The organism is Sphingopyxis sp. 550B (assembly GCF_057401805.1).
Genome location: NZ_CM171610.1, coordinates 782,802 through 808,384, shown reverse-complemented (window position 1 = coordinate 808,384; position 25,583 = coordinate 782,802). Strand labels below are relative to the sequence as shown.

At 68.9% G+C, this 25,583-nt stretch carries 21 protein-coding genes and 1 riboswitch; of the genes, 13 read left to right on the top strand and 8 right to left on the bottom strand.

Annotation, left to right across the window (positions count from 1 at the left end; all coding sequences use genetic code 11):
- Positions 1–199: 199 nt before the first annotated feature.
- The gene (locus AC2S9W_RS03715) at positions 200–1,108 is read right to left on the bottom strand and encodes a prephenate/arogenate dehydrogenase family protein (RefSeq protein WP_286749892.1); all 909 of its coding nucleotides are present in this window, start codon (positions 1,106–1,108) and stop codon (positions 200–202) included.
- A 5-nt stretch (positions 1,109–1,113) separates the two neighbouring features.
- Positions 1,114–2,229, bottom strand: a complete 1,116-nt coding sequence (hisC, locus tag AC2S9W_RS03710; RefSeq protein WP_212598013.1) for a histidinol-phosphate transaminase — start codon at positions 2,227–2,229, stop codon at positions 1,114–1,116.
- A 79-nt stretch (positions 2,230–2,308) separates the two neighbouring features.
- Here hisC and metX point away from each other — a divergent pair, with 79 nt between their 5' ends.
- On the top strand, positions 2,309–3,427 hold the full coding sequence (gene metX / locus AC2S9W_RS03705; RefSeq protein ID WP_067109381.1) for a homoserine O-acetyltransferase MetX: 1,119 nt from the start codon (positions 2,309–2,311) through the stop codon (positions 3,425–3,427).
- A gap of 2 nt (positions 3,428–3,429) precedes the next feature.
- The gene (gene metW, locus AC2S9W_RS03700) at positions 3,430–4,017 is read left to right on the top strand and encodes a methionine biosynthesis protein MetW (RefSeq protein WP_067109378.1); all 588 of its coding nucleotides are present in this window, start codon (positions 3,430–3,432) and stop codon (positions 4,015–4,017) included.
- A gap of 185 nt (positions 4,018–4,202) precedes the next feature.
- Here the strand turns inward: metW and AC2S9W_RS03695 are convergent, their stop codons facing one another.
- Positions 4,203–4,661 carry an Lrp/AsnC family transcriptional regulator gene (locus tag AC2S9W_RS03695; protein WP_067186591.1) on the bottom strand — a complete coding sequence of 153 codons (459 nt, stop codon included), beginning with the start codon at positions 4,659–4,661 and terminating at the stop codon, positions 4,203–4,205.
- Positions 4,662–4,779: 118 nt separating this feature from the next.
- Here AC2S9W_RS03695 and AC2S9W_RS03690 point away from each other — a divergent pair, with 118 nt between their 5' ends.
- The 7 genes from AC2S9W_RS03690 to AC2S9W_RS03660 all read left to right on the top strand — a co-directional run bounded on the left by AC2S9W_RS03690 (position 4,780) and on the right by AC2S9W_RS03660 (position 15,616).
- Positions 4,780–5,814 carry a PLP-dependent cysteine synthase family protein gene (locus tag AC2S9W_RS03690; RefSeq protein WP_486571641.1) on the top strand — a complete coding sequence of 345 codons (1,035 nt, stop codon included), beginning with the start codon at positions 4,780–4,782 and terminating at the stop codon, positions 5,812–5,814.
- A 57-nt stretch (positions 5,815–5,871) separates the two neighbouring features.
- Positions 5,872–6,489: a sigma-70 family RNA polymerase sigma factor gene (locus AC2S9W_RS03685; RefSeq protein ID WP_286749895.1), complete on the top strand. Its 618-nt coding sequence runs from the start codon at positions 5,872–5,874 to the stop codon at positions 6,487–6,489.
- A gap of 295 nt (positions 6,490–6,784) precedes the next feature.
- Positions 6,785–7,534: a FecR family protein gene (locus AC2S9W_RS03680; protein ID WP_286749896.1), complete on the top strand. Its 750-nt coding sequence runs from the start codon at positions 6,785–6,787 to the stop codon at positions 7,532–7,534.
- A 209-nt stretch (positions 7,535–7,743) separates the two neighbouring features.
- Entirely contained in the window at positions 7,744–10,740 is a 2,997-nt protein-coding gene (locus tag AC2S9W_RS03675; RefSeq protein WP_286749897.1) for a TonB-dependent receptor, read from the top strand.
- 47 nt (positions 10,741–10,787) lie between these two features.
- A complete protein-coding gene (locus AC2S9W_RS03670; protein ID WP_486571640.1) occupies positions 10,788–13,208 on the top strand; it encodes a S9 family peptidase in 2,421 nt (806 codons plus the stop codon).
- Entirely contained in the window at positions 13,205–13,831 is a 627-nt protein-coding gene (locus AC2S9W_RS03665) for a peptidylprolyl isomerase (protein ID WP_286749899.1), read from the top strand. The genes AC2S9W_RS03670 and AC2S9W_RS03665 overlap by 4 nt, the downstream gene beginning before the upstream one ends.
- 27 nt (positions 13,832–13,858) lie before the next feature.
- On the top strand, positions 13,859–15,616 hold the full coding sequence (locus AC2S9W_RS03660; RefSeq protein WP_286749900.1) for a DUF885 domain-containing protein: 1,758 nt from the start codon (positions 13,859–13,861) through the stop codon (positions 15,614–15,616).
- Positions 15,617–15,677: 61 nt separating this feature from the next.
- Here AC2S9W_RS03660 and AC2S9W_RS03655 read toward each other — a convergent pair whose 3' ends face one another.
- From AC2S9W_RS03655 to AC2S9W_RS03635, 5 genes are read right to left on the bottom strand one after another with little or no spacing between them, the layout of a single operon-like run.
- Positions 15,678–17,132 carry a cobyric acid synthase gene (locus AC2S9W_RS03655; RefSeq protein WP_286749901.1) on the bottom strand — a complete coding sequence of 485 codons (1,455 nt, stop codon included), beginning with the start codon at positions 17,130–17,132 and terminating at the stop codon, positions 15,678–15,680.
- On the bottom strand, positions 17,129–17,905 hold the full coding sequence (locus AC2S9W_RS03650) for an ABC transporter ATP-binding protein (protein WP_286749902.1): 777 nt from the start codon (positions 17,903–17,905) through the stop codon (positions 17,129–17,131). Before AC2S9W_RS03650 ends, AC2S9W_RS03655 begins: the two co-directional genes overlap by 4 nt.
- Positions 17,899–18,897: a FecCD family ABC transporter permease gene (locus AC2S9W_RS03645; RefSeq protein ID WP_486572056.1), complete on the bottom strand. Its 999-nt coding sequence runs from the start codon at positions 18,895–18,897 to the stop codon at positions 17,899–17,901. Before AC2S9W_RS03645 ends, AC2S9W_RS03650 begins: the two co-directional genes overlap by 7 nt.
- Before the next feature lie 2 nt (positions 18,898–18,899).
- The gene (locus AC2S9W_RS03640) at positions 18,900–19,763 is read right to left on the bottom strand and encodes an ABC transporter substrate-binding protein (protein WP_286749903.1); all 864 of its coding nucleotides are present in this window, start codon (positions 19,761–19,763) and stop codon (positions 18,900–18,902) included.
- Between the two features lie 16 nt (positions 19,764–19,779).
- Positions 19,780–21,708, bottom strand: a complete 1,929-nt coding sequence (locus AC2S9W_RS03635; RefSeq protein WP_486571639.1) for a TonB-dependent receptor plug domain-containing protein — start codon at positions 21,706–21,708, stop codon at positions 19,780–19,782.
- A 180-nt stretch (positions 21,709–21,888) separates the two neighbouring features.
- A riboswitch (cobalamin riboswitch) is annotated at positions 21,889–22,109 on the bottom strand.
- A 105-nt stretch (positions 22,110–22,214) separates the two neighbouring features.
- On the opposite strand from AC2S9W_RS03635, the gene AC2S9W_RS03630 reads away from it, so the two are divergent.
- From AC2S9W_RS03630 to AC2S9W_RS03615, 4 genes are all read left to right on the top strand, one after another.
- On the top strand, positions 22,215–22,604 hold the full coding sequence (locus AC2S9W_RS03630) for a hypothetical protein (protein WP_067110373.1): 390 nt from the start codon (positions 22,215–22,217) through the stop codon (positions 22,602–22,604).
- Positions 22,605–22,672: 68 nt separating this feature from the next.
- Positions 22,673–24,694, top strand: a complete 2,022-nt coding sequence (locus AC2S9W_RS03625; protein WP_286749905.1) for a TonB-dependent receptor family protein — start codon at positions 22,673–22,675, stop codon at positions 24,692–24,694.
- A gap of 114 nt (positions 24,695–24,808) precedes the next feature.
- Positions 24,809–25,024: a hypervirulence associated TUDOR domain-containing protein gene (locus AC2S9W_RS03620; RefSeq protein WP_067110379.1), complete on the top strand. Its 216-nt coding sequence runs from the start codon at positions 24,809–24,811 to the stop codon at positions 25,022–25,024.
- A complete protein-coding gene (locus AC2S9W_RS03615; RefSeq protein WP_286749906.1) occupies positions 25,017–25,571 on the top strand; it encodes a DUF488 domain-containing protein in 555 nt (184 codons plus the stop codon). The genes AC2S9W_RS03620 and AC2S9W_RS03615 overlap by 8 nt, the downstream gene beginning before the upstream one ends.
- Positions 25,572–25,583: the final 12 nt, after the last annotated feature.

The window sequence follows — 25,583 nt, the reverse complement described above, 5'->3', positions numbered from 1 at the left end:
AACAAGTTCGTAAGTCTCGCTGCCCCTCCCGCCTGCGGGAGGGGAAACCAGGGCATGTCTCAAACGACCGCTTCCCACCCCAAACCTGCCAGAATGCACAATCGGAATTTGTCCACATACTCTAACGAAAGCCAGGGCCGATCGAGATGGAGCGCAAGGCCGATAGCGGCTCCGGCTTTCGCCGGGGCGACTATGGCGTTCAGTGCTTCCGCCCGAAATCGGGGGCGGGATCGTCCTGTCCTTCGGCGATGATCGAGCGGCGGATCGCGCGGGTGCGGGTGAACCATGCCTCCAGCTTGTCGCCGTCGCCGCGGCGGATCGCCTGCTGGAGCACGGTCAGATCCTCGTTGAAGCGCTGGAGCGTCGCCAGCACCGCGTCGCGGTTGGCGAGGAAGACGTCGCGCCACATCACCGGGTCGCTCGCGGCGATGCGCGTAAAGTCGCGGAAGCCGCCGGCCGAATATTTGATCACCTCGCTCTCGGTCACCTCTTCGAGCTCGCTGGCGGTGCCGACGATCGTATAGGCGATCAGGTGCGGCAGGTGGCTCGTCACCGCGAGCACCAGATCGTGATGCGCGGCGTCCATCGTCTCGATCCGCGCGCCGAGCGCCTGCCAGAAGCCGGTGAGCGCCGCGACCGCGTCCGCCGGGGCGTCGGCGGCCGGGGTGACGATGCACCAGCGCCCCTCGAACAGCGTCGCGAAGCCCGCCGCCGGGCCGCTGTTCTCGGTCCCCGCGACCGGGTGCGCGGGGATGACGAGATGATCGGGCAGCGCCGCGCGCAGCGCCGCGCCGACGCCGCTCTTCGACGATCCGACGTCGGATATGATCGCGTCGGGCTTCAGCCCCGGCGCGCAGACGCGCGCCGCATCGGCCATCCGCCCCACCGGCACCGCGAGGATGACGAGGTCGGCGCCCGTCACCGCGTCGGCCGGATCGTCGGCGATCCGGTGGCACAGGCCCAGCGCGCGCGCCTCGGCGCGCACCCCGGCGCTGGCGTCGTGGCCGGTCACCGTCACGTCGGGCAGCCGCGCCATGACCGCGCGCGCGATCGACGAGCCGATCAGCCCGAGCCCGACGACCGTCACCGTCCCGATGGTGCGCGCCACGCGGTTCAGCCTTCGAGCGCGGCGCGGATCGCCGCCGCGAGCCCGCGCGTCTCGTCCTCGGTGCCGATCGTCATCCGCAATGCGTGCGGCAGGCCCTGTCCGGGCAGCCAGCGCACGATATAGCCCGCCTCCATCAGCCGCTGGTACATCGCCTCCGCGGTGACGTCGCCTTCGAACAGCACCAGCAGGAAATTGGTCGCCGACGGCACCACGCGGACGCCGCGGTTGCCGAAACCGTCGAGTTCCTGCGCCAGCCATGTGCGCCAGCGGGCGTTGTGGGTGCGGCTGGCGGTGACGAAATCCTCGTCGCCCAGCGCCGCGATCGCCGCCGCCTGTCCGCAGCGCGTGACGTTGAACGGCAGGCGGATGCGGTGCAGCGCCGCGATCACCTCGTCGCTGGCATAGCCCCAGCCGATGCGTTCGGCGGCCAGGCCGTGGATCTTGGAAAAGGTCCGCGTGACGAACACGTTGGGGGCGCTTTTCGCCAGCTCCAGCCCGCCGTCGTCCTGCTGCGGGTCGAGATATTCGGCATAGGCCTGGTCGATGACGAGCAGCACATCGCGCGGCAGCCCCGCGTGCAGCCGCGCGACCTCTTCGCGCGTCGCGAGCGTGCCGGTCGGGTTGTTGGGGTTGGCGAGATAGACGACCCGCGTCCGCTCGGTCACGCGGGCGAGCAGCGCGTCGACGTCGGTCGCATAGTCGCGGTCGTCGGCCTCGACCGGCGTCGCGCCGACCCGCCGCGCCGCGATCTCGTAGACCGCGAAGCCATAGCGGACATAGAGGATCTCGTCGCCCGGCCCGGCATATGCGCCCGCGGCGAGGTGGAGCAGGTCGTCGGACCCGGTGCCATAGATGACGCGCGCCGGGTCGAGCCCGAACTTCGCCGCGATCGCCTCGCGCAGCGCCGCGGCGCCGGGGTCGGGGTAGCGCGACAGCGCGTCGGCGTCGGTGGCGGCGGCGCGAAAGGCGGCCCGCGCCTTTTCGCCGGTGCCCAGCGGATTTTCGTTGGCGCTGAGCTTGACCAGCGGACGCCCGTCGGCCCCCGCCGACTTGCCGGGGACATAGGGCGCGATGCCGCTGATCCACGGCTTGGGGGTTAGGGGAGCGGTCGTGTCGGTCATGCCGCGCGGTTTAGCGCCTGCGCGCCGCGAGTCCAGCACGTTGACAGCCTTCGTGCGCGCGCCTAGCCCCGCGCAAGCCATGGCGAGCCTTCTCCACCAGTTCCGGCATCAGGATGTGACGATCGACCGGCCGCTGCCGCTCGACAGCGGGCAGCAGCTTGCGTCGGTGACGATCGCCTACCAGAGCTATGGTACGCTCAACGCCGATCGGTCGAACGCGGTGCTCGTCTGCCATGCGCTGACCGGCGACCAATATGTCGCGTGCGACCATCCGACGACCGGCAAGCCCGGCTGGTGGGCGCGCATGGTCGGGCCGGGCAAGCCGATCGACACCGACCGCTATTTCGTCCTCTGCGCGAACGTGCTGGGAAGCTGCATGGGGACGAGCGGACCGGCGACCGTCGATCCGGCGACGGGCGCGCCCTTCGGCATGGGTTTTCCGGTGATCACGATCGCCGACATGGTGCGCGCGCAGGCGATGCTGCTCGACCATCTGGGCATCGCGCGGCTGCACGCGGTCGTCGGCGGATCGATGGGCGGGATGCAGGCGCTCGCCTGGGCTTCGGCCTATCCCGAACGGCTCGTCTCGGCGATCGTCATCGCCAGCGCGGCGCGTCATTCGGCGCAAAACATCGCCTTCCACGAAGTCGGCCGCCAGGCGATCATGGCCGATCCCGACTGGCAGGGCGGCCAATATTATGCCGCGCACGCCCCGACCAAGGGGCTGGCGGTGGCGCGGATGGCCGCGCACATCACCTATCTGTCGGAAGCCGGGCTGACCGAGAAGTTCGGCCGGCGCCTGCAGGCGCGCGATGCGAAAAGCTTCGGCTTCGACGCCGATTTCCAGGTCGAATCCTATCTGCGCTATCAGGGGCTGGCCTTCACCGACCGCTTCGACGCCAACGCCTATCTCTACATCACGCGCGCGATGGATTATTTCGACCTCGCCGAAGCGCATGGCGGGCGGCTCGCCGCGGCCTTCGCCGGCGCGGGCGACGTGCGGTTCACGCTGGTCAGTTTCGACACCGACTGGCTCTATCCGACCGCCGAATCGCGGCGCATCGTCCAGGCGCTGCAAAGCGTCGGCGCGGCGGCGAGCTTCGTCGAACTGTCGGCGCCCTTCGGCCACGACAGCTTCCTGCTCGACGTGCCCGCGCTCGATCGCCTCGTCGCCGGCGCGCTGCGGAACGGCGGCTGACGATGGCGCTGCGCCCCGACCTCGCCATCATCGCTGACGCGGTGCCCGCGGGAACGCGCGTGCTCGACGTCGGCTGCGGCGACGGCACGCTGATCGCGGCGCTGCGCGACAAGGGCGTCGACGCGCGCGGGCTGGAGATCGACCCCGCCAACGTCACCGCGGCGATCGCGCGCGGCCAGTCGGTGGTGCAGGGCGACGCGAACCACGACCTCGGCGAGTATCCGGCGGGCGCCTTCGATTATGCGATCCTGTCGCAGACCTTGCAGACGACCGAGCGCCCCGACCGGGTGATCGAGGAGCTGCTGCGCATCGCGCCGCACGCCTTCGTCAGCTTTCCCAATTTCGCGCACTGGCGCATCCGGCTCGCGCTGCTGTGGAACGGGCGGATGCCGGTGACGCGGCTGCTGCCCGTCGCGTGGTATGAGACGCCGAACATCCACCATCTGACGGTCAGCGATTTCCGCGAGCTGCTGCGCGAGCGCGGCATCGTCGTCGAGCGTGCCTGGTATCTGTCGGGCGACCGGCCGACGAGCGCCGCCGCGGCGAGCTGGCGCGCCGAGCACGCGATCTTCCTGATCTCGCGCGGCTGAAGCGGCGCGCTCCCGAGTGCGCCCGATGGCCTGCCCGTTCCCCGGCGAAAGCCGGGGTCCAGATGGCATGGCGCTATTCCGCGTGGGCCCCGGCTTTCGCCGGGGAATGGTTCCTTGTCAAAAGGGGGCAATTGCGACCCGAGTTTCGGGTGACACCGCGGGGCAAAGCGGAATCCCTGCCATGGCTATACCGGCAGGGCGCGCTCGTTCTTGAGCGTTTCCATGGCGAAACTCGCACTCACGTCGCTGAGCGCGACCTTGGCGATCAGTTTCTTGTAGACCCGATCATAATCTTCCATGCCCGCGACGTGCAGCTTGAGCAGATAGTCGGTGTCGCCCGCCATGCGATAGATTTCGACGATTTCCGGGTGCGCCGACGCGGCCTCGCGAAAGCGCGACAGCCAGGCGAAGCTGTGATCGCCGGTCTTGATCGCGACGAACACCGTCAGTCCCAGACCGACCGCCTGCGGATCGAGCAGCGCGATCCGCCGCGTGATGACGCCCTCGGCCTCGAGCCGCTTGACGCGCCGCCACACGCTGTTCGTCGATAGCTGCACCGCCGCGCCGAGCTGTTCGAGCGAAAGCGAGGCATCCGCCTGTAATTTGCGAAGCAGGCGGCGATCTGTCTCATCCAGTTCGACCATATGAGGATTTATAGGAATATTTTCCCGGATATGCCAGCATAATCGGGGAATTCTGCGATGATTTCATCGCGCCCGCTTTGCTAGGCCCGTCCTGTCGAAATCTGGAGGACGCCGCCATATGAATGCTGTTACCGCCTTCCGCTCACCGACGGTCGCCACCGGGCTCGGGCTCGACGCGTTGATCGGCAACACGCCGCTGATCCGGCTCGACCTTACCGTCGCGGGGCGCGCGTGCCGCATCTTCGCCAAGGCCGAGTTCCACAGCCTGACGGGATCGACGAAGGACCGGATGGCGGCATCGGTCATCCTGCGCGCGCGCGAACGCGGCGAGCTGGCGCCCGGCCAGGCAATCGTCGAGATGACCAGCGGCAACGCCGGCATCGCGCTGGCGGCGATCGGCACCAGCCTCGGGCACAAGGTGACGATCTTCATGCCCGACTGGATGAGCGAGGAACGGCGCGGCCTGCTGCGCTCCTTCGGCGCCAACCTGCGGCTGGTGAGCCGCGACGAGGGGGGCTTTTGCGGCGCGCTAGACCTGAGCGAAGCCTATGCGGCGGAGCGCGGGGCGTTCCTGACGCGGCAGTTCGCCAATGCCGACAATGTCCGCGCGCATCGCGACGGCACGGGGACCGAGCTGCTACGCCAGCTCGTCGCGCTCGGGCTGCGGCCCGATGCCTTTGCGGCTGGGGTCGGGACCGGCGGCACCGTCATGGGGGTCGCCGAATGCTTCGCGGCGGCGGGGATCGCGGCGTCGGTCCACCCGGTCGAGCCGCTCGAATCGCCGACGCTGTCGACCGGGCACAAGGTCGGCCATCATCGCATCCAGGGCATTTCCGACGAGTTCATCCCGCCGATCGTGCGGCTCGACCGGCTCGCGCGGCCGGTGGCGATCTCCGACAGCTGCGCGATCCGTATGGCGCAGCGGCTGGGAAGCGAGCTTGGCATGGGGGTCGGCATCTCGAGCGGCGCCAACCTGCTCGCCGCGATCGAGGTCGCGCGCGATCTGGACGAGGCGGCCGTGGTGGCGACGGTCTTTTGCGACAACAGCCTGCGCTATCTGTCGACCGATCTCGCGCGCGAGGAGCCGGCACGGCCGGGCTCGATCGTCGGCGACGTCCGCTTCGACCATGTGTCTATGATCCGGGCTTGCTGAGGCAGCCAGTCCTTCGCCGCCTCTGCGAGCTTGTACGGAAGGAGCGCCCATCGGTATATGCCGGCCGTGGATGACGATTTCGGGCAACGCAACAAATGGCTGGCACGCCATGTCCTTCCGCGGGAAGGTGCGTTGCGCGCCGCGATCGCGCGCTGGCGCTTGCCCGACGGCGTCGATGCCGATGACATTGTCCAGGAAGTCTTCGGGAATCTGGCGGAGGTCGACGACCATGCCGCCATCCGCAACGTCGGCGCCTATATGCGCGGCATCGCGCGGAACATCGTTCTTGCCTACTGGCGTCGGTCGCGGGTCGTATCGATCCAGGCCGTCGAAGATCTGGAGCAACTGGCGATTCCGTCCGACGAGGCGTGGGTTGACGAACAGGTATCGGATCGTCAGCAGCTCCACAGGCTCGCCCTCGCCGTCGGCGAACTGGAAGAGCCGGGACGGTCGATCTTTTTGCTGCGTTTCGTCGAGGAGATGACGCAAAGAGAGATTGCGGACCGACTGAGCATCAGCGAGGATCGCGTCCAGCGCAGTCTCGTGGCGATGCTGGTCGATCTGGCGGCTTTGCTCGGTCGGCGCGGAAAACGACCCCGTCGCGCATCTCATAGGGGGACGGCCGTCTTGGCAGGTGAAGGTGATGGAACGGCGCGAGTCGAGCGCAGAGATTGATCGGGCGGCCGCCGATTGGGCCTTGCGACGCCATGGCGCCCCCCTGGGTGAAATGGAAGAGGCCGAGCTTCAGTCCTGGCTCGCCGCCGATATCCGGCGTCGCGGCGCTTTCGCGCGGTTCAACGCGGTGCTGGCCGAGGCGAATCGGGTCAAGGCGCTTGGCCGCGATTTCGACGGTGACGATTATGTCGCGACCGGCGGCCAGGCGATGCTTTCCATGGCAGAGCCCGGCGGGCAGGGGGCGGCGCGCGGACCGGATCGGCGGCGCTTTCTGGCGCGGGCAGGCGGGGTCGGGATGGCCGCGGCGATCGCCGTGCTGTTCGGCGAATCCTATTGGCGCACGCTATCGGGCCTTTATGCGACCGAGCGGGGCGAAGTGCGATCGATGCCGCTCTCCGACGGCTCGCGCTTGACCCTGAATACGGCCACCGCGGTCAAGGTTCGCATGACCGAGCGGCGGCGGCGCGTCACGTTGGAGCATGGCGAAGCGGTGTTCGATGTCGCCAAGGATCGCGCGCGCCCTTTCGTGGTGATCGCCGGCGATACCGAAGTAGAGGCGGTGGGAACGAGCTTCGTGGTGCGGCGTCTGCCCGGCCAGCCGACCCGGATCATCGTATCGGAAGGAATCGTCGAGGTGCGCGTGCGCGAAGGCGGGCAGATGCGGTCGCGCCGCCTTGCAGCCGGCATGCGCGCCGACATCGGCCCGGACCACGACATTCGGACGGCCTCGGTCGACAAGAACGCGTTCGGGCGCGAACTGGCATGGCGCGACGGCAATCTGGTGTTCGAGAATCAGCCGCTTCGCGAAGCCGCCGCCGAATTCGCCCGCTATAGCGATCAGCGCATCCGTTTCGCCGACGAGGCGATCGCGGAGGAGACGATCACCGGGCTATATCCGGCGGACGATCCGCTGGGATTTGCCCGTGCTGTCGCTCAAAGCCTTGATTTGAAGGCATATCCCGATTCACGGGGAATCGTGTTGACCCGCGATGCCCAAAAAAATCTCCCGTCTGCTGCGGAAACATCTTCCCCCGCGCAACAATAGATACGGAGGGAGGCGTCCGGTCCGGGGGCGCATCCATATGGAGGGGGATTTCGATGGAAAAGATGCGTGCGGCCCTGATTTGCGGGGCGGCTGTAGTCGGTCTGGCGCTTCCCGCGGCTGCCGCGGCGCAGCAGCGGACCTTCAATCTCGAACAACAGAGCGGGTCCAGGTCGATCCCAGAATTCGCGAGGCAGGCCGGAGTTCGCATCGTGGCGCCGGGCCGCACGCTGTCCAAGATCACGACACCGCGGCTCGTCGGATCGCACGACGTGCGCGAAGCGCTCCGCAAACTACTTGCCGGCACCGGCCTGCGCGTGGTGTCGGACAACGGGACGACGATCACGCTGGCGAACGCCGATGTCGGCACGCGCATGGCGCCGACGCCCGCCCGCGTCGTCGCCCAGACTTCCGCGCCCGTTGCGGCGCCCTCGCGGCGTGCCGTTCCCGCCCCGGCGACGGAAACCGGCCCCGACGAGGTGCCTGACGGTGAGGAAATCATCGTCACCGGGTCGCGTGTCGAGCGCAGCGCGGTGGCAGCCGCATCGCCCGTCACCACGCTGTCGGACAAGCGGATCATGAATTCGGGCGTCGCCAATATCGGCGATCTTCTGATGCAGACGCCATCGATTTCCGTGGGCGAAGGATCGCGCAATTCGACGCAGGTGTTCCTCAATCTGCGCGGTCTCGGCGTCAATCGCACTCTGACCGTCATCGACGGTCGCCGTCGCGTGTCGGGATCGCCGGTATCCTCCGCTGTCGACATGTCGATCTATCCCGCGGCCCTGATCGAGCGGGTCGAGATCGTGACCGGCGGTGCGTCGGCCATCTACGGTGCCGACGCCGTCACCGGTGCAGTCAACGTCATCCTGAAGCGGGATTTCGAAGGCCTGCAGGCGAACGGGCGCGTCGGCGTGACCGGTGAAGGCGGATCGAAGGACTATGTCGCATCGGTGATCGGCGGCGGCCGTTTCGTCGACGGGCGCGGATCGGTGACGCTGGGCGTGGCCTATCAGCGTGTCGAACCGCTGCGGACGCTGCAGCGGCGCTTCTATCGCGAGAACGGCGACATCACGCTGAGCGCCAACCCCAAGAATACGGGTCCCAAGGACGGCATTTTCGACCAGATCGTCTATACCGACGCCGTCTTTCCCGCCTATGCCTATGACGGCGTGTTCGCGCTCGGCGGAAAGCGATACGTCGTCGATCAGGGCCAGCTCCGCCTGACGCGGCACGACGCCGCGCCCAACGGCGTGTTCGGGTCGGTCGCACAGGGCGGTGACGGCTATAACAACGTCGATTTCGATTATCTGCGCCGACAGGTCCAGACCGTGTCGGCGATCGGTCGGCTCGGCTATGAGGTCGCCGACGACATGCGGCTGTTCGTCGATTTCGAATATGCCAACAAGCGTGCGAACTCGCCCGGCGTCGGCGATTTCGATCTGGGGTCGACGATCCGCATCGACAATCCGTTCGTGCCGCAGGCGCTGCGCGACCTGATGATCGACAATGGTGTTCAGCAGATCACCGTGACGCGGTCGAGCCGCGACCAGGGCGTGCGCAACGATCGGACAGACGCCGACGTCCTGACAGTCGCGGGCGGGATCGAAGGCCATCTGGACAATGGCTGGAGCTACACCGCCTTCGCGCAGCACGGCAGTTATCGCCAGAACACGCAGACGACCGGGCGCCGCATTGCCGCACGCTATGCCGAGGCGATTGACGTGATCAGCGATCCCGTCACCGGTGACCCCGTCTGCCGCAGTGCAACGGCGCGCGCCGCCGGCTGCCTGCCGGTGAACATCCTGGGCGAGACCGTCTCCAGCGCGCAGGCGCTCGACTATTTCAAGCCGGTGCTCAAGACCTTCTTCCAGCAGACGCAGGATCTGGCGGGCGTGCAGTTCAAGGGCGACGTGCTCGAATTGCCGGCCGGGATGGTGAAGGCGGCGTTCGGCGGCGAATGGCGCCGCGAGCGCCTGCAGCGGCAGGACGATGCGCTGGCGCTCAGCGGTGCGATCCTGTTCATGACCGGCACGCAGCCGGTCGATGCCGGCTTCGAGGTGAAAGAGGTGTTCGGCGAAGTCGTGGTGCCGCTGCTTGCCGACCGCCCTTTCTTCAAGTCGCTGGAAATCGAGGCTGCGGCGCGCGCGTCCGATTATAGCACGATCGGTTCGACCGTCGCGTGGAAGGCCGGCGCCAACTGGGCTTTCAACGACACGATTCGCATCCGTGGCTCGGTGGCGCGCAGCGTGCGTGCGCCGAACCTGTTCGAGCTCTATAATCCGGGCGTGCTCGGGACGATCGGCACGTTGCAGGATCCCTGCACCGCGGCGCTGATCAACGCGAGCGACAACCGGACCAGAAACTGCCGCGCAGCGGGTGTGCCGGTGGGTTATGTCGATCCGACGATCGGGTCCACCAAATCGCTGCTGACCGGCGGCAATCGCGACCTGCACGAAGAAAAGTCGACGTCCTATACGGCGGGCCTGATCCTGACGCCGGCTTTCCTGCCGGGACTGACCTGGACGACCGACTGGTGGCGCATCCGTATCAACGGCGCGACCAGCTCGATCGATGCGCAGACCGCCGCGAACAGCTGCTACGACGCTTCATCGCTCGACAATGTCTATTGCTCGCTGATCGAGCGCGGCGGGTTCGACCGCATCGGCAACGGCAATGCTCATTCGATCACGCTGGTGCGCCAGAACGTCATCAACGTCGGACGCCTCGACGCCTCGGGGGTCGACACACAGATCGGCTATACGCATGCGCTCGGCGTAGGGCGGCTGCAACTGCTGTTCAACGGCACCTATCTGCTGAAGAACGAACTGCTCGGCCGGGCCAATGATCCGACGACCCTGCTGGTCGAGGATGGCGAGGTCAGCAATCCGCGCTTCCGGGGAACGGCCCAGGTCAATTATTCGCACAAGCCGTGGTCGATCGGCGCGGTCGGACGCTTCATCAGCGCCGCAAAGGCAGACCAGCAGGCGAGCAGGGAATTCCGTGATCGCAACGATGCGAGCGCCCGATTCTACCTCGACCTGAACCTCGGTTACGGCGTTTCGGAATCCGTCTCACTCTTCGCGGGGGTCAACAATGTGACCGCGGCCAATCCGCCGGTCCTGCCCGAAGCCGTACAGGCGGCGCGGTCAGGGTTGTACGACGCGCTGGGCCGCGTCTTCTTCCTCGGCGGTTCGGTGACGTTCTAGCCCCGCCCGGCCCGATATCTTTCAATCTCTTTTCAAAGGATGTGAAGATGGCTGTTTCTCGCCATTGGAAAGGCCTGCTGCTGGCGACGTTGCTGCTTCCGGTGCAACCCGCGCAGGCGATGGAAGGCGCGCCGACCTCCGAACAGGTCCTGCGCGACCGCTATACGCGCGCCGCCGTGCTGCAAGGCGCCAACGTCCGCCTGCTTCGGAACCTCACCATCAGGCCGAACTGGATCAACGGCACCGATATCTTCTGGTTCGAACGGCAGGAGGAGGGCGGGAAGCGGTTTCTGATCGCCGATGTCGAGCGGCGCATGCAGCGGGATGCCTTCGATCATGACGCGGTGGCCGCCGCGCTGACCCGCGCCTCGGGCAAGTCGGTGGCTGCGAGTGCTCTTCCGCTGTCCGACCTCCGGTTCGACGCGAATCTGCGCGGGATGACGTTCGATGCGCTTGGCAAGCGCTGGCGCTATGGCGAAGGGCAGCCCGACCTGATCGCATTGGGTGATGTCGCCCCGGCACCGATGTCGGTGTCGCCCGACGGCCGCCTTGGCGCCTATCGCAAGGGGAACGATATCTGGCTGCGCGACCTGACGACGGGAAGCGACCGGCCGCTGACCAGCGATGGCGAGCGCTTCCATGCCTATGGCGCGGACACCGACGCACTGAGCAATCCGGCCGCCCCGGTGCAGGTCGCCTGGTCCCCCGATTCGCGCCAGTTGCTGGCGACGCGGCTCGACGAGCGGAATGTTGCCGAACTGCCGATGGTCGATTTCGCGCCGAAGGACGGCTCGCCGCGGCCCGTCGCCTACAGCCGGCGGGTCGCGCTGCCGGGCGACCCCCATGTTCCGATGTTCGAAATGATGGCGATCGACGTCGCGTCGGGGCGGATCGTGCGCGCCGACTATCCGGCGTTGCCGTCGGTCCGCATGAATCACCCGCCGATTTCGAGCAACCTCGCCTGGTTCGGGTCCGCGAACCAGGCCTATTTCGTCGATGTCGCGCGCGACGAGCGGCGGGTGACTGTCGTTGCCTTCGATACCGTCACCGGCGCTACCCGACCCGTCTTTACGGAGACGAACGAGGCCTGGCTGGAGCTGGGGGCGAATTTCTTCGATCCGGTGCCGATCGTGCCGCTGCCCGGCAGCGAGGACATAGTCTGGTATTCGCAGCGTTCGGGAATTGGACAGCTTTACGTCTATGACCTGAAAACGGGACGGATGAAGCGGCAGCTGACCAAGGGCAGCACGCCGGTCCGCGAGGTGATCGGGTTGGCAGACGGCGGGCGACGGCTGATCTTCTCACGCGGCAGCACGCGCCCCGGCGGCGATCCCTATCAGCGCGAACTGGCTTATGTCGAACTGGCGAGCGGCCGAACGCGCCTGCTGGAGCAGCGCGACGCCGATCTTGCCGCGATCCCGAACATTGGCGCGCGGATCACGGTCGACCCCGAGAGGCGCGTCAACTGGCCGACGGCGCTGTCGCCCAGCGGGCGCTATCTGATGCGCACTGCCGGACGGGTCGACGGCGTAGCGGACAGCGACGTGATCGACCTCGACGGCCGCGCGGTCCTGTCGATCGCGCGCGCCGATACGTCGGCGATGCCGCAGGGCTGGCGCTGGCCGACACCGGTGCAGCTTGTCGCGGCGGACGAAAAGACGCCGATCAGCGGCTTGCTGTTCAAACCGTCCTTCTGGACCGCCGGCGAGCGCTATCCGGTCATCGATTACATCTATGGCGGGCCGCAGATGGCCAATGTGCCGCACCGGACGGCAAGCCGCGCCTATCTGGAGGCCGCGTCGCTTGCGGAACTGGGCTTCATCGTCGCGATCATCGACGGCCGCGGCACGCCCGAGCGCTCGCGCGCCTTTCACGAACATGCGTGGCGCCAGATCGACCATGCGAGCGAATTGGCCGACCATGTCGCCGGCCTTCGCCAACTCGCCGACCGTGAGCCGTCGATCGACCTCGAACGGACGGGGATCTATGGATTTTCGGGGGGCGGTTACATGACTGCAATGGCGATGCTGCGCTTCCCCGAATTCTTCAAGGTTGGCGTCGCCGGGGGAATGAACGCTGACCAGCGGTTGTTCTGGCATAGCTGGGGCGAACGCTTTCAGGGCATGCCCGACGGGAATAATTACGAGCAGCAGGCACTGGCGACCCATGCCGACCGGCTACGGGGCAAGTTGCTGATCATCCACGGCCTCAATGATTTCTGGGTGCATCCCGCCGGTGTCTTCCAGTTCATGCAGGCGCTGCAGGACGCGCACAAGGACTTCGATACCGTGCTGATGCCACAGGAGGGGCACGCGCTGACCGGCTATGCCCAGCGGCGGATGTGGAGCTATTTCCTCGAGCATCTGCGGGAGGAGCATCTGCCGGCCGGATTGCATCATCAAAGCCAGCAGGAACTCGGCAGCTTGCGCACGGCGACGCAATTGCGGAGCGTGGCGACCGACAAATGACCGCGACGGGGTTCGGCCGCCGCGCGGTGCTGCTGTCGCTCGCCGCGACGGTTTCGGCCTGCGCCGCGCCGCGTCCGACACTCGTCCACCGCCCGCGCGTCGCGCTGCTGACGCCGCTGGGGACGATCGTGATCGAAGTTCGCAACGATGTGGCGCCGCTGTCGGGCGGCGATTTCCTGCGCTATGTCGATGCCGGCAAATATACGGGCGCGCACTTCTTTCGCGCGGTGCGCGAGGACAATGATCTATCGGATCAGAAAATCTCGGTCATCCAGGCCGTCACGGCGCCGGGTGTCGAAAGCTTTCCGCCGATCGCGCACGAGGACACACGGCAGACCGGGCTGCGGCACGTGGCGGGCACCATATCGCTGGCGCGTGGAGCGCTGGGGACGGCGTCGGGTGCGACCTTCTTCATCTGCGCCGATGCTTCCCCGGCGCTCGACTACGGCGGCGGGCGCCATCCCGATGGGCTGGGATTCGCAGCCTTCGGACAGGTGACCGCGGGGATGGACATCGTCCGGGCGATCCAGCAGAGAAGAACGAACGGGGCGTCGCAATCGCCGGTCATGACCGGCCAGATTCTCGAGCAGCCCATCGCGATCACGCGCGCCGTGCGCGTGTGATATCGACAGGAGCGGGGGAGAAGACGGATGCGCTATACTTATTCGTGGCTGACAGTGCTGGCGCTTGCAGCGCCCGTCGCGGCGCAGGCACAGGCGCCGGCGAACAGCGCCGACGAGCAGCTTCGCGCGCTCTATGAGGCCGAATGGGCGTGGCGTGGTACCGAGCTGGGCCATTGGCGCGGCGATGACGAGACCGGGCCGCTCGACCATTTCCCCAGGGTGGATGCCGCGAGCCAGCAGGCGCGCGTTGCGCATTGGGCGGATATTCTGAAGGCGCTCGACCGGATTCCGGTCGACCGGCTGTCGCCCGAGGAACGGATCAACGCCGCGGTGTTCCGCACCAGCCTGGAGGCGTTCGTCGCCAACGGGCGGTTCCGCACCTGGGAAATGCCGTTCAACGCCGACAGCCAGTTCTGGGCGGGCATCGCGGCGCGCACCCCGTATCGGACCGAGGCGCAATATCGGCGCTACCTCGCCCGTCTTTCCGACCTGCCGCGCTATTTCGACGAGCAGATCGTCAATATGCGCGCGGGGCTGAAGCGCGGCTTCAGCGTGCCCGGGGTGACGCTGGCGGGGCGCGACAAGTCGATCGAGGCGCATATGGTCGCCGATCCCGAAGGCAATCCCTTCTGGGGGGCGTTCGCCGATCTGCCGGCCGCGATCCCGGCGAGCGAGAAGGCCGCGATCCAGGCCGAGGCGAGGCAGATCATCGCGCAGAAGATCGTCCCCGCCTATGCGAAGCTGCTCGAATTCTATCGCAACGAATATCTGCCGCAGGCGCGCAAGACGCTGGCGGCCGAGGCGATGCCCGACGGCAAGGCCTTCTATCAGGCGCAGATCCGCGAATATACGACGACCGACCTCACCCCGGAGCAGATCCACCGCATCGGCCTCGAAGAAGTGGCGCGCATCACCGCCGACATGGAGAAGACCCGGGAAGCCGCCGGGTTCAAGGGCGACCTCAAGGCGTTCATCCATTTCCTGCGCACCGACCCGCAATTCTATGCGCGGACGCCCGACGAGCTGATGGGCGTGTCCGCCTATACCGCCAAGCGGATGGACGGGCTGCTCCGCACCACCATCGGCTTCCTGCCGCGCTACCGCTTCACCATCCGGCCGGTGCCCGATGCGATCGCGCCCTTCTTCACCGCGGGCCGCGGCGGGCGCGAGGCGTGCCTGATGAACACCTATGACCTGCCGTCGCGCCCGCTGTATCAGATTCCGGCGCTGACGCTCCACGAATGCACCCCCGGGCACAGCCTGCAGGGGGCGATCGCGATGGAGGCGCCCGTTCCCGACCGGCCCGAGTTCCGCAAGCAAACCTATTTTTCGGGCTATGGCGAGGGGTGGGGGCTCTACACCGAATGGCTGGGCAGCAAGATCGGCATCTATCGCACGCCCTATGAGGAGTTCGGCCGCCAGTCCTACGAAATCTGGCGCGCCTGCCGTCTCGTCATCGACACCGGCATCCACCATTATGGCTGGACGCGCGATCAGGCGATCGCCTACCTCGCCGATCACAGCGCGCTGTCGCGGCACGAGGTGGAGACCGAGGTCGACCGCTATATCAGCTGGCCGGGACAGGCGCTCGCCTACAAGCTGGGCGAGCTGGCCATCCGCCGCCAGCGCGCGAAGGCCGAAGCGGCGCTGGGTCCCGCCTTCGACCAGCGCTGGTTCCACGACAAGCTGCTGAGCCTCGGGTCGGTGCCGCTCGACATGTTCGAGCAGGAAATGGAGCGCTGGACCGCCGAGGGCGGCAAGAACCCCTTCCCCGGCGCGGTCTGATCGCGCCGGCGGCCGGCCGAAACAGGACGGCCGAGGCCGGACAGGCTCGAACGGCGCTTTGTCAGCTGGCAGCGAGGCGGAGCAGGCCGTCGATGTCGATATGGTCCGACAGCGTTTCGGCGATCGCGTCGAGCGCGGCATCGACGTCGGCGCCATGGTCGTGCGCGCGGGCCGCGACCCCGATATGGGCGAGCAGCGCGCGGCGGAGCGCCGGCGCGGCGAACAGGCCGTGGAGATAGGTTCCCATCACCGTTCCGCCCGGGTCGATCGCGCCGTCGGCGCCGCCTCCGTCGAGCCTGGCGAAGGGCGCCGCGGTGCCGGGGCCGCGCGTCTCCCCCATGTGCATCTCATACCCCTCGACCGGGACGCCCAGCGCTTCGCCGTGGACGCGGCGCAGGACCTTCACGGGGGAGAGGGTGGTCGTCACGTCGAGCAGGCCGAGCCCCTCGACCTCCGACGGCACCCCCTCGATGCCGTGCGGATCGGCGATGCGGCGGCCGAGCATCTGATAGCCGCCGCACAGGCCGACGATCAGACCGCCGCGCCGATGATGCGCGCGGATGTCGATGTCCCAGCCTTCGGCGCGCACCGCCGCGAGGTCGGCGATCGTCGCCTTCGATCCGGGCAGGACGACGATCGCGGCCTCGGCGGGGATCGGGCGCCCGGGCGGCACCATGACGAGCTCGATGCCGGGTTCGAGCCGAAACGGGTCGAGGTCGTCGAAATTGGCGATGCGCGGCAGGATCGGGCAGGCGACGATCCGGCGGCCGCTGTCGGGCATGGAGCGCCGGTCGAGGATCACCGCATCTTCGCTCGGCAGGCGGGCGGCGGCGGGCAGCCAGGGAATGATGCCGAAGCCGCGCCACCCGGTCCGCGCCTCGACCGCGCGATAGCCGTCCGCGAACAGCGCCGGGTCGCCGCGAAACTTGTTGACCAGGAAGCCGCGGATCATCGCGGCGTCGGCGGGGTCGATCACCGCGCGCGTGCCGACCAGCGACGCGATCACGCCGCCGCGGTCGATGTCGCCGACCAGCACCACCGGCACCCCCGCCGCCCGCGCGAAACCCATGTTGGCGATGTCGCCGGCGCGCAGATTGATCTCGGCGGGCGACCCCGCGCCCTCGACGAGCAGGAGGTCGCATTCGGCGCGCAGCCGGTCGTGGCTCTGCATCACATCGGCCAGCAGCGTGCCGCGTGCTTCGCGGAAATTGTTGCTGCCCAGCGTGCCGCGCACCCGGCCGTGGACGATCAGCTGCGAACTGCGGTCGGCCTGCGGCTTCAGCAGCACCGGGTTCATGTCGCTGTGCGGTTCGACGCGGCAGGCAAGCGCCTGAAGCGCCTGCGCGCGGCCGATTTCTCCGCCGTCGGCCGTCACCGCGGCGTTGTTCGACATGTTCTGCGGCTTGAAGGGGCGGACGCGCAGGCCGCGGTTGGTCCAGGCGCGGCACAGCCCGGCGACGAGCACCGACTTGCCGACATCCGATCCCGTGCCTTGCAGCATCAGCGCGCCGCTCATTCGCGGCTGCGCCCCAGCGCGGTGATCGTCGGCCAGGCGCCGCCAAGGTCGACCTCGGCCTCTATGCCATAGACCGCGCGCAGATTCGCGCGCGTCAGCACCGCGGCGGGCGGACCGTCGGCAACGATCGCGCCCTTGTCGATCAGCAGCAGCCGGTCGCAATAGCGCGCCGCCATGGTCAGGTCGTGGAGTACCGCGATGACGAGGCCGCCGCCGTGCGCTTCGCCGCGCAGCAGGTCCATGACGTCGATCTGGTGGCCGGGGTCGAGGCTGGCGAGCGGTTCGTCGGCGACCAGCATCGGCGCTTCGACCGCCAGCGCGCGGGCGAGAAGGATGCGCGCGCGCTCGCCGCCCGACACGTGGGTCGCGTCGCGATCCCGCAGGTCGAGCACCCCGGCGCGCGTCATCGCGCGCTCGATCGCGGCGAGGTCGGCGGCGCCCGGGCGCGACATCGGGCCGAGGTGCGGCAGGCGGCCGAGCCCGACGAGCCGCTCGACGGTCAGCGGCCAGTGGAGTGTCTGGCCCTGCGGCAGATAGGCGGCGCATCGCGCCAGCGTCGCGCGCGGCATCGCGGCGACGTCGGCGCCGTCGATGCGGATGCGCCCGGTGCTCGGCACCAGCGCGAGCAGCGCGCACGCCAGCGTCGACTTGCCCGCGCCATTGGGGCCGACGATGCCGGTGAGCGTGCCCCCGGCCAGCGCCGCGCTGACGTCGCGCACCACGGGGCGCCGCCCGAGGCGGACATCGACATGATCGAGCGTCAGCGTCACCACAGCCGGCGCTCGCGCATCAGGTGGAACAGGAAGACGGGCACGCCCAGAAAGGCGGTCACGACGCCCAGCTTGAGCTCGCTGGTCGTATCGATCAGCCGCACCGCCAGGTCGGCGAGCGTCAGCAGCGCCGCGCCGCCGATCGCCGAGGGCAGCAGGATCGCCGACGGGCTGCGGTCGGTCAGCGGGCGGATCAGATGCGGGACGATCAGCCCGACGAAGCCGATCGCGCCCGACACCGCGACCGCGCCGCCGACCCCGATCGCGGTGCCGAGCAGCAGGCGCAGGCGCGTGCGGGCAAGGTCGACGCCGAGCGCCTGCGCACCGTCCTCGCCCAGCGTCAGCGCGTCGAGCGCGCGCCCGTTCCACAGCAGCAGCGCCATCCCGGCGCCGATGCACGGCAGCGCCGCCCACAAATGGCCGAACGAACGATTTTCGAGGCTGCCCATCAGCCAGGTCATGATCTCCATCGCCGCGAAGGGGTTGGGCGACAGGTTGAGCGCGAGGCTGATGCCCGCCCCCGCGAGCGTGCCGACGGCGATGCCGGCGAGGATCAGCGTCAGCGGGCTTTCGGAGCGGCCCGCGAGCGCGAAGAGCAGCGCGAGCGACAGCAGCGCACCGACGATCGACAGCAGCGGCAGCGCCGCAGGGTGAAGATTGGCGAGCCCGAAATAGAGCGCGGCGACCGCGCCAAGCGCCGCGGCGTTCGAGGTGCCGAGCACCGACGGCTCGGCGAGGGGATTGCGCAGATAGCCTTGCAGCGCCGCGCCCGCGAGCCCGAGCATGGCGCCGACCGCGAGCCCGACCAGCAGGCGCGGCAGGCGCAGGTCGAAGAGGATGACGGTCGCGACATGATCGCCGCGGCCGGATGCGGCGGCAAACAGGCGGGCGAGCGGCAGGTCGACGGTGCCGAAGCACAGCGAAGCTGCCGCCACGCCGCATGCAAGCGCGAGCAGCGCCAGCGTCAGCCGCCGGGGCGATCGGGCGTCGCGCATCGTCATCGGCGCGCGCCGTCGTGGCGCTGGATCTGCCCGGCAAGGCGGTGCACGGCCGCCCCATAAGCGGGGCCGCCGCAAACGGTCCACGCCTCCGGCACGCTGAGCCGCGGAATGCCCCGAAGCGCGGGATGATGCAGCATCTCGCTGCCCTGATCGGTGATGGTGTCGCTCGCGCTTTCGACGATCAGGAAATCGGGGTTCGCCGCCACCATCTCCTCGAGGCTCAGTTGCGACAGCGGCGGCTTGCCCAGCTTTGCGGCAAGATTGACCAGCCCGACGCGCCCCATCATTTCGTCGATCAGCGTCCCCGTCCCGGTCATGTAGCCGCGCCGCTGGTAATAGGCGGCGACCCGGCCGCGCCCCGGGCGGGGCACGCCGGCGAGGTCGCGCTCCATCCGCGCGATCAGCGCTTCGCCGCGCGCCGGATCGCCGAGCGCGGTCGCGGTCAGGCGGATCGTCCGGCGGATGACGTCGAAGCTGTCGGCGGTCGGCAGGTCGAGCGTCCGAAAGCTGCCGCGCGGCAGCGCCGCGACCGCCGCGCTGCCGCTCGCGGGCATGCCGACGATCAGGTCGGGCGCCGCGACCAGTATCTGTTCGGCGGCGTTGCGGATCAGCGGCAGCCCGCGCGCCGCCGCGGCGGCCGCGGACATGCCGGGGTCGGTCGCGTTGCGCGTCAGCCCGGCGATCCGGTCGCGGTCGGCGAGCGCGAGCAGCAGCTGGTCGGCGCACAGGTTGAGCGACACGACGCGCTGCGGCGCGGCCGGTGGCGTCGCCGGCGCCGCGCGGCCGCCCTGCTGCGCCCACAGTGCGCCGCCGCCGGCGAGCAGCAGCGCGAGCGCGGGCAGGGCGGCGTGCGGGGTCAAGCGGGTTCCTCTTCCCTCAGAAGCGCAGGCGGACGCCGCCATAGGCGGCCCGGCCCGGCGTCGCGATGCTGAAAACCTCCTCATAGTCGACCCCGAGCAGATTCTCGACGCGCCCGAAGACCGAGATGGCATCGGTCACCCGGTAATCGGCGCCAAGGTTGACGAGCACATAGTCCTTCATCGCGACCACGACCGGGACATAGCTGGGGTCGATATAGGCGAGGTCGGTCGTGCGGCCGTTGTAGCGCAGCGTCAGGGTCCCCGCAAAGCGCTGGTCGCTGCTCGACACGGTGGTGTTGAAGCTGGCGATATGCTTCGGCCGCCGCACTTCGGGCGCGCCGTTCTCGCGCGCCTTGATCCAGCTGTAGGCGAGGTCGAAGCGAAGCTGCGGCAGCGGCCGCGCGCTGGCGAAGGCCTCGATGCCGTGCTGCTTGCTCGTCGTCGCGCGGTTCGCCGGAGTCGCGGTGAAGTCGGGCGCCGGATAGTCGGTGAAGATCTCGTCCTTCAGCGTCGAATCGAACCAGGTCGCCCCGACCGTCGCCCAGTCGTCGGCGCCGAAGCTCTGCTCGATCCCCGCTTCCCAGCCCTCGGACTTTTCGGGTTTCAGGTCGGGATTGCCGATGTAGCGGCCGTCGATATAGCCGAACAGCTCGAAATAGCCCGGATTCTTGACCCCGGTGCCATAGGCGCCGCGGATGCGCGTGCCGGTCGGAAGGCGATAGCTGCCCTGGACGCGCCAGGTCGTCGCATCGTCGAAGCGGTTGTTGTCGTCGTGGCGCAGCGACGCGCCGAGCGAGAGCGCGCCCGCGGTCAGCTCATATTGGGCGACCAGCCCCAGATTGTCGGTGTGGCGCTTTCCCTGAAAGGCGCCCGGCGTCAGCGTGCGGAAGGCCTCGCGCTCGACATCGACCGCACCGGTCAGCCGGTGGGCGATCGCATCGGTCCCGAAGCGGATGCTCGAGGTCAGCGATCCCTTGTAGCGCTGTCCCTTGCTGCCATAGTCCAACCCGAAGGGGGAGCGGCCGTGGCGCGCGGTGTCGGAAAGCTGCCCCGACAGGCTGGTCACCCAGCGCCCGTCGAGCGCGGTCAGTTCGGCCGCCAGCAGGGCATGGAAGGATTCGGTCTCGACATGGACGCCGGGGCTGTCGACGATATAGCCGAAGCGCGGGCTCGTCGTATCATATTCGCTGTCGTTGTTGTCGGCGTCGCTGAAGCCATAGCGCAGCACGGCGTTCAGCCGGAAGGCGTCGCTCGGCGTCCAGCCCAGCTTCGCGCTCGCGCCGACCGTCTGCATCCCGACGTCGCGCACCCCGCCGCGCGCGGTCGGATAGCCGTTCGCGCCGTAATAGGTACCGGTGATCGCATAGTCGAAGCTGTCCGATGCGCCCGCGGCGCGGGCGCTGCCGGCGACGGTGCCGAACGACCCGCCCTCGATCCGGGCGCTCAGGCCCGGCGCCTCGCGTCCCGACAGGGTGATGTAATGGATCACGCCGCCGATCGCGTCGGAGCCATAGAGCGACGATTGCTGGCCGCGCAGCACCTCGATCCGCGCGGCGGGGTCGGCGAGCAGACCGCCGAAATCGAACTGGCCCTGATAGGGGTCGGCGACCTCGATGCCGTCGACCAGGACGAGGACGTGATTGGCTTCGCTGCCGCGGATGCGGATATCGGTCATGCCGCCGAGGCCGCCGGTGCGGCTGACCGCGACGCCGGGCACGTCGCGCAGCACGTCGGAAACGATGCGCGTCTGGCGCTGTTCGAGCGCTTCGCTGTCGATCGCCGTGACCGAGGCGCCGAGCTGGTCCGCCCGGACCCCTTCGCCCGAACGCGAGGCAGTGACGATGATCGCGTCGCCGGGGCGCGGGTCGGCGGCGGCATCGCCGGTCTGGGCCAGCGCCGGCGACGTCGCCGCCAGCGCCACGATGGAAAGGCCGTATTTCAACATGGGAGTCCCCCATGCGCCGAGAGCGAAGGCGGGGACCTGCCGAGCCGCGTGCGCGATCGACCGGCGCACGGGCGGCGGGCTGGCGCAAGGCGCCCGCATTTCGTGCCCCGAAGCGGCCCCGGCCGCTGGGTCGTCGCTCGACGGAGTTCTCCGTGCCCTGGCCTTTCCCTGGACCGAGGCATTGAGCGACCCGCGCCGGCAGGTCTCCTGGCTCGCGGGTCGTCGCTTGATGCACGCCTTCCCAGGTCGCCCCAGTGGCAGACCCGGTCGGGGACCGGGTCGGTGCATCGCGCTCGCCGCTTACAGTTGCAGGGACAGCCCCGGTTTCGAAGGCCCGGCCGGACCCCCTTACCGCGTTCCCTTTTAAGCCCCATCGGGGCACCGGCGCGATCAATGCAAGGTTGCCCTTGCGGCGCCCGCCCATAGCGCCTCGGCATATTTTGGCAATCGGCTTTTGCGGGGCCTGCGCGCTTGCCCGAACCGTCCGCCGGGACTAGGAGCGCGGCGTGGCCGATCTTTCCGCCTTCCGCCGACCGGGCTGGCTGCTGCTACCGGTGCTTCTCGCGCTGCTCGCGCGGGTGCTGGTCGCGCCGGGCTGGATGATCGGGCCCGATGCCGGGGGTTCGATCACCGTCCGCGTCTGTTCGGACCCGTCGAACCCCGGCGGGACGATGACCATCCCGGTCCAGACCGCGGGCGATCATCCCGATGGCGAGGGGCAGCAGCATTGCCCGTGGGGCGCGCTCGCGGTGGCGCCGATCGTGCCCGATGCCCCGGCACTGCCCGCGGCGCCGGCACCGGCCGCCCCCACGCCGCTGGCGATCCCCTCGCTCGGCTTCGCGCCGGGCATCGCCTCGCCGCTTCCTCCCAGCACCGGCCCGCCCGCCTTCGCCTGATTCAGACCGATCGCCGGCCGCGCTTCCGCGCGCGCCGGCCTTGCCTGATTTTCAGCGAAGGATTTTCCATGACCCGTTCCGTTACCCGCGCGGCGCCCCTGCCGGCGCTCGCCCTCGCCCTGTCGTTTTCCCCGGTGCCCTTTTCCCCCGCCGCTCACGCCGAGGAGGCGACGATCATCGTCACCGCGCCGACGCTCGCCGACGCCGCGCAGCAGCGCGCGGCGCAGACCCCCGGCGGCACCGATGTCGTCACGCATCAGGATTATGCCGACAAGACGATCGTGTCGCTGCGCGATACGCTCGCCTTCTCGCCCGGCGTCTACCTCCAGCCGCGCTATGGGCAGGAGGTGCGCCTCGCGATCCGCGGCTCGGGCCTCTCGCGCGGCTTCCACATGCGCGGCGTCACGCTGTTGCAGGACGGGGTGCCGATCAACCTCGCCGACGACAATGGTGATTTTCAGGAGCTGGAGCCGATCTTCTTCGACCATCTCGAAGTCTATCGCGGCGCCAATGCGCTGCGCTTCGGTTCGGGAACGCTGGGCGGCGCGATCAACGGCGTGACTCCGACCGGGCGCACCGCCCACGGCGTCTATCTGCGCGGCGACGCCGGCAGCTTCGGCCTGCTGCGCGGCCTGGTTTCGGCGGGCGTCGCCAGCGGGCCGGTCGACGCCTGGGGCGCGGTCAGCGCCGACACGTCGGACGGCGACCGCGACCATGCGCGGCGCCGCAGCCTGCGCTTCCACGGCAATGTCGGGCTAACGCTCGGCGACGGGGTCGCGACGCGCTTCTATGCGAGCATCAACCGCATCCGCCAGCAATTGCCGGGCGCGCTGACCGAGGCGCAGGCGCTGACCGCCCCGCGCGGCGCCAATGCGGGCAGCATCGCGGGCGATCAGCGACGCGACATCGATTCGCTGCGCTTGCAGAACCGCACCCGCTTCGACCTCGGCACCGCGACGCTCGAGGTCGGGGGTTTCGTCAACGCGAAATCGCTCTTTCACCCGATCTTTCAGCTGATCGACCAGAAATCGACCGACGTCGGCGGGTTCGCGCGGCTCGACTATGCCGCGGGGCCGGTCGAGGTGACGCTGGGGGGCGAGATTCGCCGTGGCAGCACCCACGCGCGGCAGTTCGTCAACGTCGCCGGCCGGCGCGGCGCGCTGACCCTCGACGCCGATCAGGAGGCGCGGACCGCGAACCTCTATGGCGAACTGCGCGTGCGGCCGGTGCCGCCGGTGACGCTGATCGCGGGGGGCGTCTATGCCGATGGCATGCGCAAGCGGCGCGTCGGCTTTTCGGCGACCCCGGCCGCCGACGGGCGCGTCGCGTTCGACGCCTTTTCGCCCAAGTTCGGCGTGCTGGTCGAACCGGCGGAGCATGTCCAGATCTTCGCCAACTACAGCCGCTCGGCCGAATTTCCCGGTTTCGGGGAGGTGTTCCAGTCGATCGGCATGCCGCCCGCCAGCGCGCTGATCGCCGACATCCGGCCGCAGCGCGCCTGGACGGCGGAGATCGGCACGCGCGGAACGATGGGTCCGGTGCGTTGGGACGTCGCCTGGTATCGCGCGGCGATCACCGGCGAGATGCTGCAATATACGGTGAACGGCAGCATCCCCGCCGCCACCTTCAACGCCGACCGGACGCTGCATCGGGGGGTGGAGGCCGGGCTGGAGCTGACCCTCGCACCCTGGCTGCGGCTGCGCCAGACCTATGCCTACAGCGACTTCCGCTTCCGGGGCGACGCGCAGTTCGGCGACAATCGCCTGCCGGTGGTGCCGAGGCATGTCTATCGGGCGGAGGTCCGCATCGGCGGCGAGGCGCTGCACGTCGCGCCGACGCTCGAATGGGTGCCGCAGGGACCGTGGGCCGATTATGCCAACCGGGTGCGCACGCCGGGCTATGCGCTGGTCGGCCTGACCGGCGGCGCGCGTATTACCGACGGGATCGACGCCTTCGTCGACGTCCGCAACATCGCCGGCAAGAAAGCGATCGGCGACGTCAGCGCGGTGATCGCCGCCGACGCCGCATCGGCGATCTATTACCCGGTCGAGCGCCGCGCCGTTTCCGCGGGCCTGCGCGCCCGCTTCTGACGCCGTGCTCCCGCATGCTCCTTCCGGCCGGGGGAGGGGCGTGCGGGAGCGACGGAACCTTGACGCGGGTCCGCGACTCTATGGAAAGGGGCGAAGCGGAAAGGAGAGCAGGCGATGACGAAGCGGTTCAGGATCGGCGATCATGTTCGCTGGAATTCGGAGGCGGGCCATGTCTCGGGAAAGATCATCAAGGTGCACACCGCCGACTTCGACTACAAGGGCCACACCCACCGCGCGTCGAAGGACGATCCGCAATATGAGATCAAGAGCGACAAGACCGACCATGTCGCGGCGCACAAGGGCGGCGCGCTCGAACGCATAGATGGCTGAGGCCGTCCCCTTCTTCACCATCGGTCATTCCAGCCGCTCGTTCGACGCGTTCGCCGAGCTGCTCGCGGACGCCGGCGTTCGCCACCTCGTCGATATCCGGCGGATGCCGCGATCGCGGTCGAACCCGCAGTTCAACGAGGACGTCCTGCCCGATGCGCTCGCGGCGCGCGGCCTGTCGTGGGAGCGCATCGCGGCGCTCGGCGGCCTGCGCAAGCGCGAGCGCGAGGTGCCGCGCGCGCTCAACGGATTCTGGACCAACGCCAGCTTCCACAATTATGCCGACTATGCGCTCGGCGCCACGTTTCGAGAGGGATTGGCGCATCTGATCGACGTCGGCCGTGAGCGCCGCTGCGCGATCATGTGCTCGGAAGCCGTCTGGTGGCGCTGCCACCGCCGCATCGTCGCCGACTATCTGATCGTGTCGGGCGCCGCCGTCGCGCACATCATGGAGCGCGGCCCGGAGCCCGCGCGGCTGACGCACGGGGCGATCCCGCGGTCCGACGGTTCGATCGTCTATCCCGCCCCCGCGCCGGAAAAAGGCGTATAGCGCGGGCGGCGC

Excerpts from the sequence above, each read along its gene's own strand:
- hisC (WP_212598013.1), bottom strand. The coding sequence starts at position 2,229 with ATGACCGACACGACCGCTCCCCTAACCCCCAAGCCGTGGATCAGCGGC.
- metX (WP_067109381.1), top strand. The coding sequence starts at position 2,309 with ATGGCGAGCCTTCTCCACCAGTTCCGGCATCAGGATGTGACGATCGAC.
- metW (WP_067109378.1), top strand. The coding sequence starts at position 3,430 with ATGGCGCTGCGCCCCGACCTCGCCATCATCGCTGACGCGGTGCCCGCG.
- AC2S9W_RS03695 (WP_067186591.1), bottom strand. The coding sequence starts at position 4,661 with ATGGTCGAACTGGATGAGACAGATCGCCGCCTGCTTCGCAAATTACAG.
- AC2S9W_RS03690 (WP_486571641.1), top strand. The coding sequence starts at position 4,780 with ATGAATGCTGTTACCGCCTTCCGCTCACCGACGGTCGCCACCGGGCTC.
- AC2S9W_RS03685 (WP_286749895.1), top strand. The coding sequence starts at position 5,872 with ATGCCGGCCGTGGATGACGATTTCGGGCAACGCAACAAATGGCTGGCA.
- AC2S9W_RS03680 (WP_286749896.1), top strand. The coding sequence starts at position 6,785 with ATGGCCGCGGCGATCGCCGTGCTGTTCGGCGAATCCTATTGGCGCACG.
- AC2S9W_RS03670 (WP_486571640.1), top strand. The coding sequence starts at position 10,788 with ATGGCTGTTTCTCGCCATTGGAAAGGCCTGCTGCTGGCGACGTTGCTG.
- AC2S9W_RS03665 (WP_286749899.1), top strand. The coding sequence starts at position 13,205 with ATGACCGCGACGGGGTTCGGCCGCCGCGCGGTGCTGCTGTCGCTCGCC.
- AC2S9W_RS03660 (WP_286749900.1), top strand. The coding sequence starts at position 13,859 with ATGCGCTATACTTATTCGTGGCTGACAGTGCTGGCGCTTGCAGCGCCC.
- AC2S9W_RS03655 (WP_286749901.1), bottom strand. The coding sequence starts at position 17,132 with ATGAGCGGCGCGCTGATGCTGCAAGGCACGGGATCGGATGTCGGCAAG.
- AC2S9W_RS03645 (WP_486572056.1), bottom strand. The coding sequence starts at position 18,897 with ATGCGCGACGCCCGATCGCCCCGGCGGCTGACGCTGGCGCTGCTCGCG.
- AC2S9W_RS03635 (WP_486571639.1), bottom strand. The coding sequence starts at position 21,708 with ATGTTGAAATACGGCCTTTCCATCGTGGCGCTGGCGGCGACGTCGCCG.
- AC2S9W_RS03625 (WP_286749905.1), top strand. The coding sequence starts at position 22,673 with ATGACCCGTTCCGTTACCCGCGCGGCGCCCCTGCCGGCGCTCGCCCTC.
- AC2S9W_RS03620 (WP_067110379.1), top strand. The coding sequence starts at position 24,809 with ATGACGAAGCGGTTCAGGATCGGCGATCATGTTCGCTGGAATTCGGAG.
- AC2S9W_RS03615 (WP_286749906.1), top strand. The coding sequence starts at position 25,017 with ATGGCTGAGGCCGTCCCCTTCTTCACCATCGGTCATTCCAGCCGCTCG.